At 43.7% G+C, this 16,801-nt stretch carries 12 protein-coding genes; 6 read left to right on the forward strand and 6 right to left on the reverse strand.

What is annotated here, in order from left to right; all coding sequences use genetic code 11:
• Window positions 1-74 precede the first annotated feature (74 nt).
• Window positions 75-4,346 (forward strand): ATP-dependent RNA helicase HrpA, encoded by a 4,272-nt coding sequence (gene hrpA / locus ACTXGJ_RS01050; RefSeq protein ID WP_443564827.1) that lies wholly within the window; start codon window positions 75-77, stop codon window positions 4,344-4,346.
• Window positions 4,347-4,605: 259 nt separating this feature from the next.
• On the forward strand, window positions 4,606-5,205 hold the full coding sequence (locus ACTXGJ_RS01055) for a class I SAM-dependent methyltransferase (protein WP_443564828.1): 600 nt from the start codon (window positions 4,606-4,608) through the stop codon (window positions 5,203-5,205).
• Window positions 5,206-5,333: 128 nt separating this feature from the next.
• Here the strand turns inward: ACTXGJ_RS01055 and ACTXGJ_RS01060 are convergent, their stop codons facing one another.
• The 6 genes from ACTXGJ_RS01060 to pnuC form a co-directional block, all read right to left on the reverse strand.
• Window positions 5,334-5,705, reverse strand: a complete 372-nt coding sequence (locus tag ACTXGJ_RS01060) for an MliC family protein (protein WP_439240888.1) — start codon at window positions 5,703-5,705, stop codon at window positions 5,334-5,336.
• 167 nt (window positions 5,706-5,872) lie between these two features.
• Window positions 5,873-6,826, reverse strand: coding sequence for a DMT family transporter (locus ACTXGJ_RS01065; protein ID WP_443564829.1), 954 nt, complete (start codon window positions 6,824-6,826; stop codon window positions 5,873-5,875).
• A gap of 126 nt (window positions 6,827-6,952) precedes the next feature.
• Window positions 6,953-7,573, reverse strand: coding sequence for a hypothetical protein (locus tag ACTXGJ_RS01070; protein WP_443564830.1), 621 nt, complete (start codon window positions 7,571-7,573; stop codon window positions 6,953-6,955).
• A gap of 154 nt (window positions 7,574-7,727) precedes the next feature.
• Window positions 7,728-9,347: a cell envelope integrity protein CreD gene (gene creD / locus ACTXGJ_RS01075; RefSeq protein ID WP_443564831.1), complete on the reverse strand. Its 1,620-nt coding sequence runs from the start codon at window positions 9,345-9,347 to the stop codon at window positions 7,728-7,730.
• Window positions 9,348-9,544: 197 nt separating this feature from the next.
• Window positions 9,545-10,150, reverse strand: coding sequence for an AAA family ATPase (locus ACTXGJ_RS01080; RefSeq protein ID WP_443564832.1), 606 nt, complete (start codon window positions 10,148-10,150; stop codon window positions 9,545-9,547).
• Window positions 10,095-10,823: a nicotinamide riboside transporter PnuC gene (pnuC, locus tag ACTXGJ_RS01085; protein ID WP_443564833.1), complete on the reverse strand. Its 729-nt coding sequence runs from the start codon at window positions 10,821-10,823 to the stop codon at window positions 10,095-10,097. Before pnuC ends, ACTXGJ_RS01080 begins: the two co-directional genes overlap by 56 nt.
• 284 nt (window positions 10,824-11,107) lie before the next feature.
• On the opposite strand from pnuC, the gene ACTXGJ_RS01090 reads away from it, so the two are divergent.
• The 4 genes from ACTXGJ_RS01090 to ACTXGJ_RS01105 all read left to right on the forward strand — a co-directional run bounded on the left by ACTXGJ_RS01090 (window position 11,108) and on the right by ACTXGJ_RS01105 (window position 16,692).
• Window positions 11,108-12,253, forward strand: coding sequence for a beta-ketoacyl-ACP synthase III (locus tag ACTXGJ_RS01090; protein ID WP_439240875.1), 1,146 nt, complete (start codon window positions 11,108-11,110; stop codon window positions 12,251-12,253).
• A 203-nt stretch (window positions 12,254-12,456) separates the two neighbouring features.
• Window positions 12,457-13,545, forward strand: coding sequence for a peptide chain release factor 1 (gene prfA / locus ACTXGJ_RS01095; protein ID WP_439240873.1), 1,089 nt, complete (start codon window positions 12,457-12,459; stop codon window positions 13,543-13,545).
• A gap of 124 nt (window positions 13,546-13,669) precedes the next feature.
• Entirely contained in the window at window positions 13,670-15,217 is a 1,548-nt protein-coding gene (gene lysS, locus ACTXGJ_RS01100) for a lysine--tRNA ligase (protein WP_443564834.1), read from the forward strand.
• Between the two features lie 203 nt (window positions 15,218-15,420).
• Entirely contained in the window at window positions 15,421-16,692 is a 1,272-nt protein-coding gene (locus ACTXGJ_RS01105) for a hypothetical protein (protein ID WP_443564835.1), read from the forward strand.
• The last annotated feature ends 109 nt before the right edge of the window (window positions 16,693-16,801 follow it).

A 16,801-nucleotide genomic window follows, 5' to 3' on the forward strand; every position in this document is an offset into this window, starting at 1 on the left:
ATAACCACCTTGAATCCCGCCCAAAATACCCCCATACTCTTAGCACTTATAAACAATAAATAGCCTAAGCAAATATGTCTAACACTTTGAAGAATACGCCAAACTTAGCAGAAGATAACTCAGCGAAAAATCTAAATGATACGATTAACAATCTAGCTCAAATAAAAGATGCAGATAGCTTCACAGAACTACCTGTGCTTGCTAAGGATAGCCACTATTTAGGACGGTTAGAGCGTGAGCTGGCGCGCGCGGCTGTATCTAAAAACAAGAATTCAAATACTGATGATAAGCTAGAAAAAGCGCAAAAAGAGCTGTCTAAAAAGCGCGCGCAATACGACAAAATAAAAACCCGCTCACAGCAGACAGTGCAAGCACGTATCGACAGTATTCCGCAGGACCTTCCAGCGAAGCTCAACCTTGATCTGCCAGTAAGCCAACGTGCCGAAGATCTAGTTCAAGCGATCATCGATAACCAAGTGATTATCGTGGCGGGTGAGACAGGTTCGGGTAAAACGACACAGCTGCCGAAGCTTGCGATGTTAGCAGGTCGCGGTATTACAGGGCAGATCGGGCATACGCAGCCGCGCCGATTAGCAGCGCGCAGTGTTTCTAACCGTATTGCCGAAGAGCTTGGCGAGAAGTTAGGCAATACCGTTAGTTTTAAGATTCGCTTTAATGAGCAGGGGACGGCGCAGTCGGTTATCAAGCTGATGACCGATGGTATTTTGCTAGCTGAACTCGGTCACGACAGATTCTTAAGTAAGTACGATACTATTATTATCGATGAGGCGCATGAGCGTAGTCTTAATATTGACTTTATCATGGGCTATCTCAAAAAGCTGCTGCCTAAGCGCCCTGATCTAAAGGTGATTATTACCTCAGCGACGCTTGATACTAAGCGTTTTAGCGAATACTTTAGTCATTATGATAGTAAGCTAAAACGTAAAATCCCTGCGCCTATCTTCAACGTCGAAGGTCGTAGCTTTCCGGTTGAAGTGCGCTATCGTCCGCTGACTGATGAGCCAGTGACTAGCTCGGATGATGATAGCTATGACGACTTCGAAGAAAACTTGCCGCGTGCGGTTGTCGCAGCGGTAGAGGAATGCTTTAGTGATGCGCAGAGTAAAGGGCATGCCGATCAGGCTGATATCTTAATCTTTGCCGCGACTGAGGCTGAGATTCGTGAGCTACAAGATGTACTTATTCAGTATGGGCCCAAGCACACCGAAGTGCTACCACTCTTTGCGCGCCAGACTTATGAAGAGCAGCAGCGTATTTTTCAGCCTTCCGGTCGTGGGCGCCGTATCGTTATTGCCACTAACGTTGCCGAAACTGCACTAACCGTACCCGGTATTCGCTATGTGATTGACTTAGGCTTTGCACGTATATCGCGTTATTCCTATCGCTCGCGCGTACAGCGCCTGCCTATCGAGGCGATTTCACAAGCGGCTGCTAATCAGCGTAAAGGACGCTGTGGTCGTGTTGCCCCTGGGGTTTGTATTCGCCTTTATAGCGAAGAAGACTTTAGTGGTCGTCCTGAATTTACTGAGCCTGAGATTTTGCGGACTAATCTTGCCTCGGTTATTTTGCAAATGGCGAACCTGCGTCTAGGTAGTGTCGAGGATTTTGAATTCATCGAGCCGCCCGATAGCCGTTTGGTTACCGATGGTCATAAGCTACTCGATGAGCTTGGCGCGATTACCTCAAAAAACGACAAAGCCAATATTCCAAAGCGCAAGCAAACTTTAGATCATCTACGTCTGACCCGTATCGGGCAAAAAATGGCGCGTATGCCTATCGATCCACGGTTAGCTCGTATGTTAGTGGCGGGCAGCGATTATGATTGTATTCGCGAGATGCTGATCATTGTTGCCGCTCTAGCAGTACAAGATCCACGCGAACGCCCTGCTAATAAGCGTCAACAAGCTGATCAAAAGCACGCTGAATTTCGTCAGGATGACTCGGATTTCTTATTTTATTTGAGTTTATGGAAGGCGCTGTTTGAGACTGACGAGAATGGCAATAAGCTCTCTGGTAATCAGCGTAAAAACTTCACTAAGAAAAACTATCTTAGCTTCCCACGTGTGCGTGAGTGGAATCAAACCCATCGCCAACTGGTGCAGATGGTCACTGACTTAGACCTAACCGATGTGAAAGAAGTAAAGGGTGATGGTAAAATCAAGCAAAACAATGCTAAAAACGCTAATAGAAAACAGAATAAAAAGAACAAGACAAGCAGCGACCCCACCGTAATTGAAGATGAAGAAGTCAAAGCGGTTAAATATGCCAATTTGCATCGAGCGCTACTAACAGGATTGCTTTCTACTATCGCGCACAAGACCGAAAGCCGCGGCGAGTATCTGGCCGCGCGTCAACAAAAAGCCAAGATATTCCCAGCCAGTACCGTATTTAAGCAAATACCGCCTTGGGTCATGGCTTTTGAAGTGGTTGAAACCTCGCAAGTGTTTATGCGTACCGTTGCCAAAATTGAGCCTGAATGGATTATCGCCGAAGCGGGCAATCTGCTTAAATACCATTACTTCGAGCCGCATTGGTCAAAGAAAACCGGCCGCGTCAAAGCTTATGCACAGATTAGTCTATTTGGTTTAATTATTATCCCAAAGCAGCTCACCAACTATGAGCAAGTTAACCTCTCTGAGTCGCGCGAGATCTTTATTCGTGATGGTTTAGTGACCGGTAATCTAGGCCGGCAAGCGCCGTTCTTACAGCACAATATGGACAAGATCGCTCATGTCGAGCGTATCGAGGACAAGCTGCGTCGCCGAGATTTGCTAGTCGATGAAGAATCGCTGTATCAGTTCTATGAGAAAAAAATCCCTGAGCATGTCGCTAGCCGCAAAGCTTTTGAAGACTGGCGCGCGGAGATGGAAAAGAGCGATAGTGAGTTTTTATTCTTTACCGATGACGATGTGCTTAATAGCCAAGCACCGACTACAGGCGACTTCCCGGAGGTTTGGCAATTAGGCGATCTGCGTTTGCCGCTCCGCTACGTGTTTGATCCTGCCAGCGACGATGACGGCGTGACCATTCGTGTTCCATTGGCTGCACTGCCGCAACTAGACGCCATTGAGCTACTGTGGGGCGTCCCAGGTTGGCGCTACGAGCTAGTACTACAATTGCTCAAATCTCTACCTAAAGACATTCGCCGTCAAATTGTACCGATTCCAGATACCGCTGATAGCTTGTTCGATGAGCTCAAGCCTGAAGGCGAACAAGGTCTGCTTAAGCAGCTTTGCCATGCGCTGAGTCGTCGCGGTATTACATCGGTGACGCCTGATAAATTTGACCCTTCCTCTATTGACCGCTACTTGCAGCCGCAGATATCGGTTGTCGATGATAAAAACCGTATTATCGAAAAAGGCCGTGATCTACAAACTTTGCAAATTCGTCATGCTAGTGAAACCAGTCGAGCGGTGACCGAACAGCAAGGTGCGCATACGAGTTTCCCTGAGCACTTTACTTTTAGTAAAAATCGTCATAGCGCTGGCGTGGTGATGAAGCAGTTCTCTGCTTTGGTCGCTGACGAAGCAGGCACAGCGGTATCGATTCATCAATATACCGATGTTAATGCGGCATTAGAGGCGCATCGCACGGGCGTGTTGACGCTAATTAAAGCCAAGCTCGGCGCTAAGAAAAAGCAGTTGACGAGCCAAATCGACAAGATCTTTAAGCTTGCCTTTGCCCCCCTTGGCGATATGGAAAAGCTTAAGACTATCGTTATCGATGCGGCGCTCGATGCGACTCTTGAGGAACACTACGTATTATTCGACCATAGCACTGATTTGCCTGAGAGCGCTGATAGTATCGCGGTTGGCTTAGCTGAGGAGCTACCATTTACACTAGAGGAGTATCAGCAAACCCAAGAGGTAGTGGTCAGTAATTTCCTGCTGACGGGTCAAAGCGTTATTAAAACTCTCAAGGAAGTTTATACACGCTGGCAGCGTATTCGCCAAAGTCTACTGATGCTCGATCGTGAAGTTTTTGGTGAGTCCATTGATGATATCGAAGATCAGCTCTCAGACTTGTATCTAGCGGACTTTGTATACCGTATGGATTATAGCCATTGGCAGCAGTATCCACGCTATTTGGAGGCGCTAGAGCTAAGGATTGAGCGGCTTGAGCATAATCTTGAGTCTGATCTTGAAGGTGTCTATGCGCTCGATTTGCACATGGAGCGACTGGTCAATCGTGCCAGTGACGCCGCTATTAGCGAATACCGCTGGATGGTAGAGGAGTATCGTATTCAGCTATTTGCACAACCGATGAAAACGCGTATGGCCGTTTCACCGAAACGCCTTAAAAAGGTTTGGGATGAGATACGTTAAAAAATTACATGACAATTTTAGTGTCGCAAGTAAAAATTTCTTAAAGGGAATGTTTTGGACACGTTAAAAAATTGCATGCTGCCAGAAAATCATAGATTTTCTCTTGCGCTAGGAGCTACCTATTAAAATCAGCCCTTAAAGAAAGCTTTTTGGACGCTTTGAGAAACCGCATTAAAAAACGGTCTGTTTACTTTAAAACTTGACATGTTTTTTTTGGTTAAATTCTTACTTATAAGTTTGTTAAACAAGGTGAATAAAAATGTGGGATGAACGCTACAGTGAACCAGGCTTTGCTTATGGTACTGAGCCTAATGACTTTTTGAAAGCAGAGCATGGAAGAATACCTGCAGGCGGGCGCGTCTTATGCCTAGCAGAGGGCGAGGGCAGGAACGCGGTATTTTTAGCGGAGCAAGGTTATGAAGTCACGGCGATGGATTTATCCGAAGTTGGCTTACGTAAGGCGCAGCAATTAGCTGACGATAAAGGCGTAACGATTACTACGCAAGTGGCTGATTTAGCTGATTATGAGTTTGAACCCAACAGTTGGGACAGTATCGTCTCGATTTGGGCGCATGTTCCTGAGACCATTCGGCAGCAAATCCATACACAAATTGCTCAAGCCTTAAAGCCCAATGGCGTATATTTACTCGAAGCTTATACTTACGAGCAAACTAAAATGGATGCGGTTGGTGGGCCGCCTGCTGATCAACAAGATCGTTTCGGCTCATTGATAAACTTACGAGCAGAGCTTACAGAGTTAGAAGAAATCATAGGCATTGAGAAACAGCGCATGATATCAGAAGGCGCGCGTCATCAGGGGTTAAGCGCGGTCGTACAGTTTATCGGTAGGAAAAAATAGTCAAAAAAGATATTTTATTTAACTGATTATTTATTTAAGTAATTATATAGTAAATATTTCTGCCCTAAAAAAGGGTGATAGACTTTGAATCTATCACCCTTTTTTATTCATGAATGGTATCTTATCGATTACATAGTGCAGTTTACACTGTATTCTTTACCATTAGCGAGCTTTGCGCTGATGATGCCGTAGTCTGCTTTGGTTTGCCATTGTAGGTTCATTTTAGGATTGTCGTTATTAACATAGCGTGCGCCAGAACCAGATACCGCTTGCGTCATGATAACTTTTTGATTGCTAATACCGAATTTTGGCATAGTAATATTCAAGTTAGCAGCGCTACCGTCTGCAGCATAAGCTGCCGTGACTTTACCATTACCTTCGCAAGTATAAGAGTTGACGACTTGATTAGTAGCACCTGTTTGATCATTACCCACGAATGGATTGTTCGCACAAGCGGCTAAAGCTAAAACAGCTGGTGTTAGTACTAATAATTTTTTCATAACTTTCCTCAAGAAATTTAAGAATGAAGTGTTTAAATCCCAACGAGTATCCTACACTTTAATAAAAATATTCTCGTTATCATTTGATATCTGTCTCGTAAACATCGTGTTTCAAAGTGTATAAGTTTAAATTTTAAGCTAGCTAGATTTGAATAATTAAGCTCTAGTTATGACTCTATAATGACAGCAGAGTCTTTATAGTTATCAGGCTGCTTATTCAACACAAACACTAGTACCGCTCCCAAAATAATGATACTAGCGATAATAAAGCGTAGACTCAGAGTTTCTGATAAAAACAAAACACCTGCTAACGCTGCGATTATCGGTACACAAAGCTGCACCACCGCAGCTTGAGTATTTTTTAATAATGGCATAGCCACATACCATATACAGTAGCCGAGGCCAGAAGTAATCGCGCCTGATATGACTGCTAGCATCACCCCTTGCATACTTATCTCTACCCAATAGCTAATAGCGACTATTAATAAAAAAGGAATAGCGACTAAGCTTCTAATAAAGTTAAACCCTGTGGCTCGTAGCGGCGAGAAACAAGCTTTGCCGCGTATGCTATAGATGCCCCATGCTATACCGCTAAGCGCCATAGTCAGAGCGCCTGTAAAGGAGGGTATAGCCGCTGAAGGGAGCATCAAATATACAAAGCCAATAAGCGCGCAAGCTAGCGCTAGCCACTGCAGCACAGTCAATTGCTCCTTTTGGTAAATACCCCAACCTATCATCGTCAGTTGTACAGCGGCGAACAATATGAGCGCCCCAGTGCCTGTATCTAGATCGACATAAGCTAGCGAAAGGCAAAGCGCGTACACTACTAAGCTGATACTACTAAGCCAGCTGCCTCTATCAGCTAAAATAGCAGCAGTAGAGGCGTTGTTATTATTGTCAGTGCTAGAGGCACTGCTGAAAGAAGTAGCGGTTTGTACTTGGTGTTTTAGGCGATGTGTATGAAGGGTTATGATAAAGCCTAGACAAATAGCGCCACTCAGCAGCCGCAAAATTGTAAAGTTCCAAGGATCGATAGCATCTTCAATTAAGGCCATTCGGCATAGCAAAGAATTGGCGGCAAAGGCGAGCAGGGCGATGATAGTATAAACAGTAGCTTTCAAAATAATCCTTTAGTACTGAGCTTCATTAAGCTTCAAAAGAGGCGGTTAAACTTGGATAAAAGTTAGACCCTAAGCTAATGTCACAACACTCTAATTAGAGCGATAGCAAAAATCATAATAAAGAGGCTATCGCGCGCTTACTAGACGTAAATCTGCGATCATTTGCTCTAAATGCGCTTTGCTTTGCGCGCTCCAAACGTTATAGAAGCAGTTATTCTGCGTTATGATGATATAGGCTAGCCAATTAGCCTCAGGGTTGCCGCCTTCATGACCGTAGCTTGCCATGCTGCCATCTCGATATACCACATTGAAAGGCCAGTTATTATAAGACTCATTCGGATCAAGCGTGCCTGTATTGGCGACGCCATAAGCACTGCGTAGAGTAGGCAGGTCATAAGCCACACCCCAACCCCCAGCGAAGTTAGCTCGGCGTGCGCTGAAACCTTGCAAATGTGCTGAAGATTGTTTTGGTAGCGCTAAAATAGGACAGGTGGCTCGGCTTTCGGACTTTAGCCATTCCTGCCGGTAAACTGTATCAATTTCGCTATCACTAATAGGCACCTTACTCCAAGGCGCCTGCTTCATGGTGCTTTTATTCGCTTGATTAATAATAGTCGTACTCATGGTTGCTGGTTTATCGTCCGCTTGAGATATAGGGGTAGCTTGGCGAGCACTTAAAGTCAGCGTAAGAAAGATCGAAGATAAAATAACTGCTACAGTAGCTCTAGGTTTAGTGATAAATGCCATCGGAAGACCTCAATCAATCGTTTAGAATGTCAGTTATATTGTTAACCGCTCTTACACTTTTGTCTGTGTGTTTTGGTTATTGCTAGGCTCAAGTGGCTCTTGCTATCACAGCACTGATAGCAAGATTATAGGTATTATATTTAGCAGCCTTTAGCTAAGCGACTTTATACCAGTCAATTTTACGGGTCATAATCATGACGCAGGCGAGAAGTATAAAGCAGAATACCGCGCCTAACAGCAAATTTAAATCCTCGGTGGTGAGAATACCGTAAAAGGCGGCGTAGAGACCGGCTAATATAGTCGTAAAGATAACCGCACGTTTGACGCCGTCTAAGACATAATAAGTGTACCAACCGATCAGCCCAACGCAGCTACTGCCAGCAATAGCATAAGCTTGCCAAAAAGCGATTTGTTCAGCCAAAGGTAATAATAAGACGTAAAAGGTCAATAGCGCGCAGCCTACTAACAAATATTGAATCGGATGGATACGACTAGATTTAATCACTTCGAATAAAAAGAAAGTGCCAAATGAGATCAAAATTAAAAGTAGAGCATATTTCATGGTACGTTCTGTTTGTAAATAAACATCGTTAGGTTCTGCGAAACTGACGCCAAAGCTATTTAGACGCACGCTATTTAGGTTGCTGTGGTTGACGCTATCTATGCTACCGGAAGCTTCTTGTACGACGACTGCCGCCGCCTCATAATCAGCATAATGACCACTCTCTAAGCGCGCCGTGCTATCAACAGTGCAGCTCTTGTTTGGCGTGCTCAAGCACTGCGATAAATATTGATTATTAGCCACAGTAAGATACTGGTTTTGCCAATTAGCAGTGAAGCCCTCAGCGCTAAAGTCTTTAGTATTCGGTAAGGCTTTACCTATAAAGTTGGGCGCATGCCAGTTGCTTTGCATGCTCAAGTCAAAGTTTGAGCCGGTAGGTACAGTGTTTAGATTACTAATACCGGATAGAGGCAAATCAATATTGATCTTAATGTTTTCGTTAGCGTCAAGTCTATTGTCTGCGGTGATAGACGCAGTCGTAGCATTGGCTTTTAATTGAGCTATAACATTTCTTGGTAAGGCAACTTCTACGTAGCTCAAGCCGTTAAGCATAGACATGCTGGGATAAGTTGCCTTGATAGTTTGCTTGTCGATGGTGACGGTAGGCAAGGTGGGCACGCCGCGTAAGTCTGACACTGGAATGATAAGCTTAGCTTGATTCCAATGAGTAGTCGTCTGTCTGGCAGATGATAAGGTATTATTCGCTACAGTAGTACTCAATAGGTTGGTTTGCACATCAGTAGTCTCAATAGCTTCTGCATCTGTATTTTGGGTTATATTTAAATCAGCTGTTGCTAAGGAATTTAAAGTTTCATTGCTTGTCTGCAGCTTATAGCTTTGCTTAAAGATTATATCGCCATTATAACTAGTCGCGTGATAGATGCCGCGCTGATAAGTGTCGGTACTGACGGCAAGGTTTTGAGTAGTTGAGGTTTGCGCTGCGAATACTGTCTTTATGGTTGTGAAAGGCGGCGCGCATTTATTCGCTTTATCGGCGGCGCTTGTACATTCTGGTGTCGTTGTGACCGGAATGGCAATGAAGGGAGTAATAATCTCTTGTGGATTAACATGCTGATCGGCTATTTCTCGGACCACAGAGTTGGCATAGTACTGTCTTTCGGTAATGACAGTACTGAACATCGTCAGGCCAATAGCGAAGATCACACAGAGGCTAGCGATGATAGAGAGTTTTATAAACAGGGTTTTTTGCATGCGGATTATCCTCAAGCTGATGATTTAATTGTCGACTGAGCTAACAAGCCGATAAGATTAAATAACAGCGTAGAGGAGCTATGCTAAAAAGAAATGCAAGAAAGATGGAGAATTTATGAAAATAAATTGGCTGACTGATATTGGCAGGTTTTGACGTTGTTTTAATAGCTTAGCTTTTATAGATAGCCTAAGCAAAATTAAATTAAACTTTCTAACCAAGTTGCTACTTGTTGGACTCTCTGTTTTCTATCGCCACCGATACGTCGGAACGCTTTATGATAACCATTCAACTCATTTTCAAAGCGCGTACTAATAGCCTTACGATCGTAAGGACTATCACGCAAATCATCAGCAACCCAAGGCGTGTCTACTTCTGTTAATATAATCAAATCATAATTATGGGTTAGGGCTGCTTGGGTCAGCTCGTTTGGGCAGTCGCCATAATACCAATTGGCATAAACCATCAGCTCAAAAAGACTGGTATCACAAAATAAATAACGGTTATCGGCTATGTTATTTGTTTGCGCGACTTGCTGAGCGAGCCTGTTCTCAAGCTCAATTTGACCTTGGGCGATAGGAATTAAATCCTCCCAAGTACAAGTCGCTTGCTGCTGATTCCATTTCGCCTGCAAATAAGTACGCATATATTCAGGTACCCACAGGCTATCAAAGTGCTCGGCTAAATCACGACATAAAGTAGTTTTTCCGGTACTCTCTGCGCCCAAAATAGCCACTGTTATGACAGAATTAGGCGTATGTTGCCTCAAACGAGGACTGACTGCGGTAGCGTTGTTGCCATTCATAATAAGCCCAAATTGCGATCAAGGTGAATATCACATATTGAAATGCGGTGAAAGTAAAGCCTTTATAAAAGTACAAGGGAACGGAGATAGCGTCAGCGACTATCCACAGCAGCCAGTGCTCGATTTTTCGCCGAGCCATCAGCCACATCGCCATCAAAAACAGCGCTGTGGTGAGCATATCGGTATAATCCACCCAAGTAAATAAGGCTAGATCTAAAACGACGCCATCGAAGCTAAAGTTATTATTAATAACGGGCCTAAAATAATATACTAACGCGACAAAGGCCATAGTCGCTACTGCCAATAGCGCTAATATCGGCAGATCCTGTTTGTTAATATGCTCAACTTGTACCTCATGCTCAGAGCTGTGCTTAGTATTGTTTCCAGTATTCTGCTGAATATTGGCTTTATTCTTAGTCCAATTAAACCAGCCGTACAAGCTCATAACGGTATAATAGGCATTGATAAACATATCGCCAAACAGCTGCCATTGCCACAACAAGTAGACAAATATCGCTGTGCTAATAAGACCAATGGGAAATACTAATACATTGAGCCGACTAGCCAACAATACGCTTGCGACGCCGAAGCTGACAGCGATTAACTCTAAGCTAATAAATAGGGTGGAGTAGTCCGCATATTGACCAAATAGCCAATTAAAAAGTTCTACCATGGTAGTTTCCAGAAGTCTAATAGCGTGAGGTCAGTCATAAATCATATTCAGATTGTCTTATTATAGCTTAGCTAAGCACAACAGCGATAATCTATACAGCCAATAGGTAGTTGATAGTTATTTGTAACAAACTATTAGCAAAATTATAATAATCAGGCATAATAACAACAACCGTTTAAGTTTACAGTTATTCACTGAAAAAAGACTCTCATAACTAATGATTCTTATTTTCACAAATTTTATGCTTATCAAAGACAACACAGTAGTAGACAAGGAAGCTTATCATGACGACTTGTATCACCGGCACTGGCCTGTATATCCCTCCCTATAGCATCAGTAATGAAGAGCTAGTTGAGTCCTTTAATCAGTATGTAGAGAACTATAACCAACAACATGCTGACGATATTGCTAATGACACTGTCACCGCCCTTGAGCCTTCATCGGCTGAATTTATCGAAAAAGTCTCAGGCATTAAATCACGTTATGTGATGGAAAAAGACGGCATTCTTGACCCTGAGATTATGGCGCCCGTTATCGCTTATCGTAATCTGGGCGAAGAGCTATCGGTTATGGCCGAAATGGGTGTGGCCGCATTGAATGACGCCCTAGCGGATGCAGGGCTTGAAGCGAACGATTTAGATGGCATTATTTTAGCCTGTTCTAATTTTCAGCGCACGTATCCTGCGGTCTCCATTGAGATTCAGGACGCTATCGGTATGGTAGGCGGTTTTGCTTATGACATGAACGTCGCTTGTAGCGCCGCTACTTTCGGCTTATCGCAAGCGCATGGTTCTATCATTTCAGGACTAGCTAAGCGCGTCGCCGTCGTCAACGTCGAGATTACCTCAGCGCATCTGAACTGGCGTAACCGTGACAGCCATTTCATCTTTGGCGATGTGGCAACAGCTAGTATCGTTGAGGAGTTAGACACTCCAAAAGGCTATGAGATTCTAAACTCTAAGCTATTTACTCAGTTTTCAACCAACATCAAGAACGAATATGGCTTTATGGATCGCTCCGAGTTCTTGGCCGCTGAGACTGAGATGTATCCAGATATCAAAGATCCAGTAACGGATAAATTGTTTCTACAAAATGGTCGTAAAGTCTTCCGGGAAGTCTGTCCAAAAGTGTCGGAGATTATCACCGAGCATTTAACAGAAAACGACTTAGCAGCTGATGATGTGAAGATGATGTGGCTACACCAAGCCAATGCTAATATGCTTGATTTAATCTTGCGCACGGTGGTGGGGAAAGAAGCAGATAAGGCTATCGTGCCAAGTGTCATCGATGAGTTTGCCAATACCAGCTCGGCAAGTCCCATGATTGTTTTTCACCGTTATAAGGATGACTTACAATCAGGTGATTTGGGCGTGATTTGCTCATTTGGTGCCGGTTACTCTATTGGTTCGGTGTTGGTACGTAAGGTATAAAGCAAGTTAAAGTTCTATATTAGATTTATCTTAATAATAGCCAAGAGTACTCTTGGCTATTTTTTTGGTTTTGCATGAGCTTATACCTTTATAGATATGTAGTTTAGAGCTTAAACAAGAAGATTACTCAGTGTTTTTAATATAAGGGCAAAAATTTGCTATAATTGCTCTCTTATTTTACTTAGCTAATAAAAAGATTTTTTATGAAAGAATCCTTACGCCTGCGCTTAGATCAAATGGTAGACCGCTATGAAGAGGTCACCGCCTTGTTATCCGACCCCGGTGTCATCAGCGATAACAATAAATTTCGTGAGCTATCCGTTGAGCACAGCGACTTGATGGATATTACTACTTTGTGGCTCAATTATGGCCGTGCGGAGACCGATCAAGCCGACGCCGAAGCTATGCTTGAGGACGCATCAGACCCTGAAATGAAAGAGATGATGCAAGATGAGATTGATAGCGCTCGTGATGCTATCGTTAAGATGGAAGAAGATCTCAACGTCATGATGCTGCCAAAAGATCCTAATGATAAAGTGCCTGCTTTCCTAGAAATTCGTGCGGGTACGGGCGGTGATGAAGCTGCTATCTTCTCAGGGGACCTGTTTCGCATGTATCAAAAATACGCGCAAAATCAAGGCTGGACGATGGAAGTATTGTCTGCCAATGAAGGTGAGCATGGCGGCTATAAAGAAATCATCAGCCGTATCTCGGGCAATAGTGTCTATGGTCGTCTAAAGTTTGAGTCAGGTGCGCACCGTGTACAGCGAGTACCTGAGACCGAAAGTCAAGGCCGAGTGCATACCTCAGCGTGTACGGTAGCGGTGATGCCAGAGGTTGAGATTGATGACAGCGTCGATCTTAACCCTGCTGATATCAAGATGGATACTTTTCGCGCAAGTGGCGCTGGTGGTCAGCACGTTAACACAACGGATTCAGCGGTACGCTTAACGCATATCCCTACTGGGGTAGTAGCAGAATGTCAGCAAGAACGCAGCCAGCATAAAAACCGCGCCAAAGCGATGCAAATGCTCATCTCGCGTATTCAGCAAGCCAAAGTACAAGCGCAAGTTGATACGGCAGATGAGATGCGCCGTGACCTTGTGGGTAGCGGCGATCGTAGCGAGCGCATTCGTACTTATAACTTTCCGCAAGGGCGCATGACCGATCACCGTATTAACTTGACCCTTTATAAGCTAGATTCCATTATGGAAGGCGATTTAGATGAGCTTCTAGATGCGCTATTACGCGAACATCAGGCCGATCTGATGGCGAGTATTGGCGGTGAGTAGTCTTATCCTATTTCATAAGCTTAGCTTTCGGCGTAGGCTAGGTTTTTAGCCTAGAATCTTTTAATCTAGTATCATAGTTTTATCAGTTTCCAAAAAGAACAAACCCATCAAATTTGAGAATGTTATGTCAAAGCCCAACAATCAAAACAATCAAGACCAACAACAAGCGCCTACCGTCGAGGAAGCCAATGAGCTCATCGCACAATTGCAAGCTAAGCTTGATGATATTGCATCTTCTGGTAAAACCCCTTATCCCAACCAGTTTAAACGCACTGACTATGCGCAGGATTTGCAAGCTGCGTTTGAAGGTATCGACAAGCAAGAGATTGAAGAAAAAGCGGCCAATGGTGAGAAGACGCAAGTTAACGTCGCAGGACGAGTGATGCTCAATCGTGGCTCTTTTATTGTTATTCAAGATATGACGGGACGCATTCAGCTCTACGTCGCTCGCAAAGAGCTAGATGAAGAAACACGCGCTAGTATTAAATCGCTAGATTTGGGCGATATCGTTGGAGTATCAGGTTATATTGGGCGTTCGGGCAAAGGCGATCTTTATGTGCATATTGAAGAGTTTACGCTGTTGACTAAAGCGCTACGTCCTATGCCCAATAAATTCCATGGCTTAGCCGATATCGAAGCACGTTATCGTAATCGCCATTTAGACTTGATGACTAATGAGTCGACGCGCGATACTTTTATGATTCGTAGCCAAGTCATCAGTGGTATCCGTCAATTTATGCTGAATGAGCGCTTTATGGAAGTAGAGACACCGATGATGCATCCGATACCAGGCGGTGCCGTAGCTCGTCCGTTTGAGACTCATCACAACGCCTTGGATATGCCGTTATATTTACGTATCGCTCCAGAGCTATATCTCAAGCGCCTGGTGGTTGGCGGTTTTGAAAAAGTCTTTGAGATTAACCGCAGCTTTCGTAATGAGGGTGTATCGACTCGTCATAACCCAGAATTTACCATGATTGAGTTTTATCAAGCTTATGCTGATTATCATGACTTGATGGATCTGACCGAGCGTTTATTCCATAAGTTAGCGATTGATATTTTAGGCACTACTGAGCTGACTTATCAAGACGAAGCTATTAGTCTAAAAGCGCCGTTCGCGCGCTTATCGATGTCTGATGCGATCGCTCAGTACGCTGAGGGCTTTGATATGAAGCGCATTGACGACCGAGAGTATTTGGCAGACTACGTTGACAATACCCTTAAGCAACCCGTGAACGATGTATTTGGCGTTGGTAAACTCAAAACGATCGTCTTTGAAGAGACCGCTGAGCACCAATTGCGTCAGCCAACCTTTATCACCGAATATCCGGCAGAGACCTCGCCGCTGGCACGCCGTAATGACGATAATCCTGAGATCACCGATCGCTTTGAGCTGTTTATCGGTGGTCGTGAATTGGCTAATGGCTTTAGCGAGTTAAATGATCCTGCCGATCAAGCAGAACGTTTCCGTGGCCAAGTTGCTGAAAAAGACGCGGGTGATGACGAGGCGATGCATTTCGATGAGGATTATATCGAAGCTTTGTCTTATGGTTTACCACCAACTGCCGGCGAGGGTATCGGTATCGATCGCCTAGTGATGTTATTTACCGACTCGGCTAGTATTCGTGACGTGATATTGTTCCCGCACATGCGCCGCAAGATCGAAGACTAGTCTTCGAGGCTAATTTGGCAATTAGTTGCTTATTGGACATAAATCTACTATAACGTTTAATTGACGATATAATCATCGTCAGTTTTTGAAATAATGCTGGTGAGTAACCGTATAGGGAGAGATTCGATACTGCCCTATGCGGCTTAGTTACGAGCAACGATTTTAGAGAAGTTATTTATAGGGATATCATTTATAGGGATATTATGGAAAATTCGCAAAGCGCTTCATCTTGGCAAGCACTGATTCGTCAAAGCTTTTTATCTTTGTATGAAGTCAGTGATCAAAACGCTACTAGCAGGGATTATTTTCAAGGCTATGACTTTGTTTTTGAGTTCTCCGAAGCGGTGCTTTATGTGCTAGTGAATGAGGTCACAGCTGAGGTTAGTCAATACGATATAGATGCCTCGCAGATAAGAGTTTGGAGAAAGGATGTTGTTAATCAGCTGATGAAGCGCCATGCGCAAGTCTACTTAAGCAACGAGAGCCTCATGGATAGGCAGAGTACTCTAAATGCGGATAAAGCTGTATATTTTATCGGTTTAACGTCCCTAACGATTAAGCATTTGAATAATCAAGGCAACACTCAGAGCAATAGCTCGTTACATGACGTGCAGTACGAGTACGGTAGTCCGTTCTTTGCAGAGGACTGTGTGCTCGATTTGGATGATGAAGAAAGGATTTTACAGATATTTAGTCAGCATAATTTTAGTAAAATTTTAAAACAATTAAAAACTCCTGCCGATGTCACGGCATTTTTACAGTTTCACCGCAGCCATTTGACAGCACTTAAGTCCTTTACTGATGAGTCGACACTTTTAGAAGATTTCTTACAATCAGCAGACTTTTATCAAAAAGCGCTACAAGTGCAGCAACAGCTAGTAGAAAACAACTTGTTAGACCAGATTGAGCCGCGTTTACTGGAGATAATGCATGCTTCGACATCAGCGTCTATTGAGGGAGTATCTGCCGATATTCTTAAAAAGTCTGACATGTGGTACAAGCTTTTTAATAGCCTTGTGCAAGGTTACTATGAAGCAGGATCGCCTCTGCCAAAAGAGCAAGTTGAATTATTAGTAGATGAATCCATCTATACTTATGCCAGTTTGGTAGAGCGAATATTAGACTATAAGTATAAGGATGGACAAGCGCGTTGGAATGGTTATATCGATCATCAGCCCTCTTATAATCGCTCTGGTTGCCACTATATGCTGGTGTTTTACGCGCAATACGAAAGTAGCCCGCTTAGCGCTGATAAGGTTCGTGCCAACTATCGAGATTTATTATCAGAGCTCAATGCGCATCTCCAAGAGCCTATTAGGGAAGATTTGTTCTTAATTGGGGTAGAAAATAGAGACTCTGAGGACAGCGTAAACACTGAAATAATGATTGATATTTTTTATCAAAGTGGCGCCATTATAAATGCAGAAATGCAGCGCTTATATGAGCAATTAGCTGAGTTAAAATTACAGTCTTAGTATCTATAAGTGACTCAATTCTGTTTAAACGACATAAACAACAGATTATAAGCGTTTGCAAACGATCTATACTTTTATGACTAAAAACAGGTATTGCTAGAAATATGCA

It is taken from the genome of Psychrobacter sp. 1Y11 (genome assembly GCF_052259045.1).
GTDB lineage: Bacteria > Pseudomonadota > Gammaproteobacteria > Pseudomonadales > Moraxellaceae > Psychrobacter.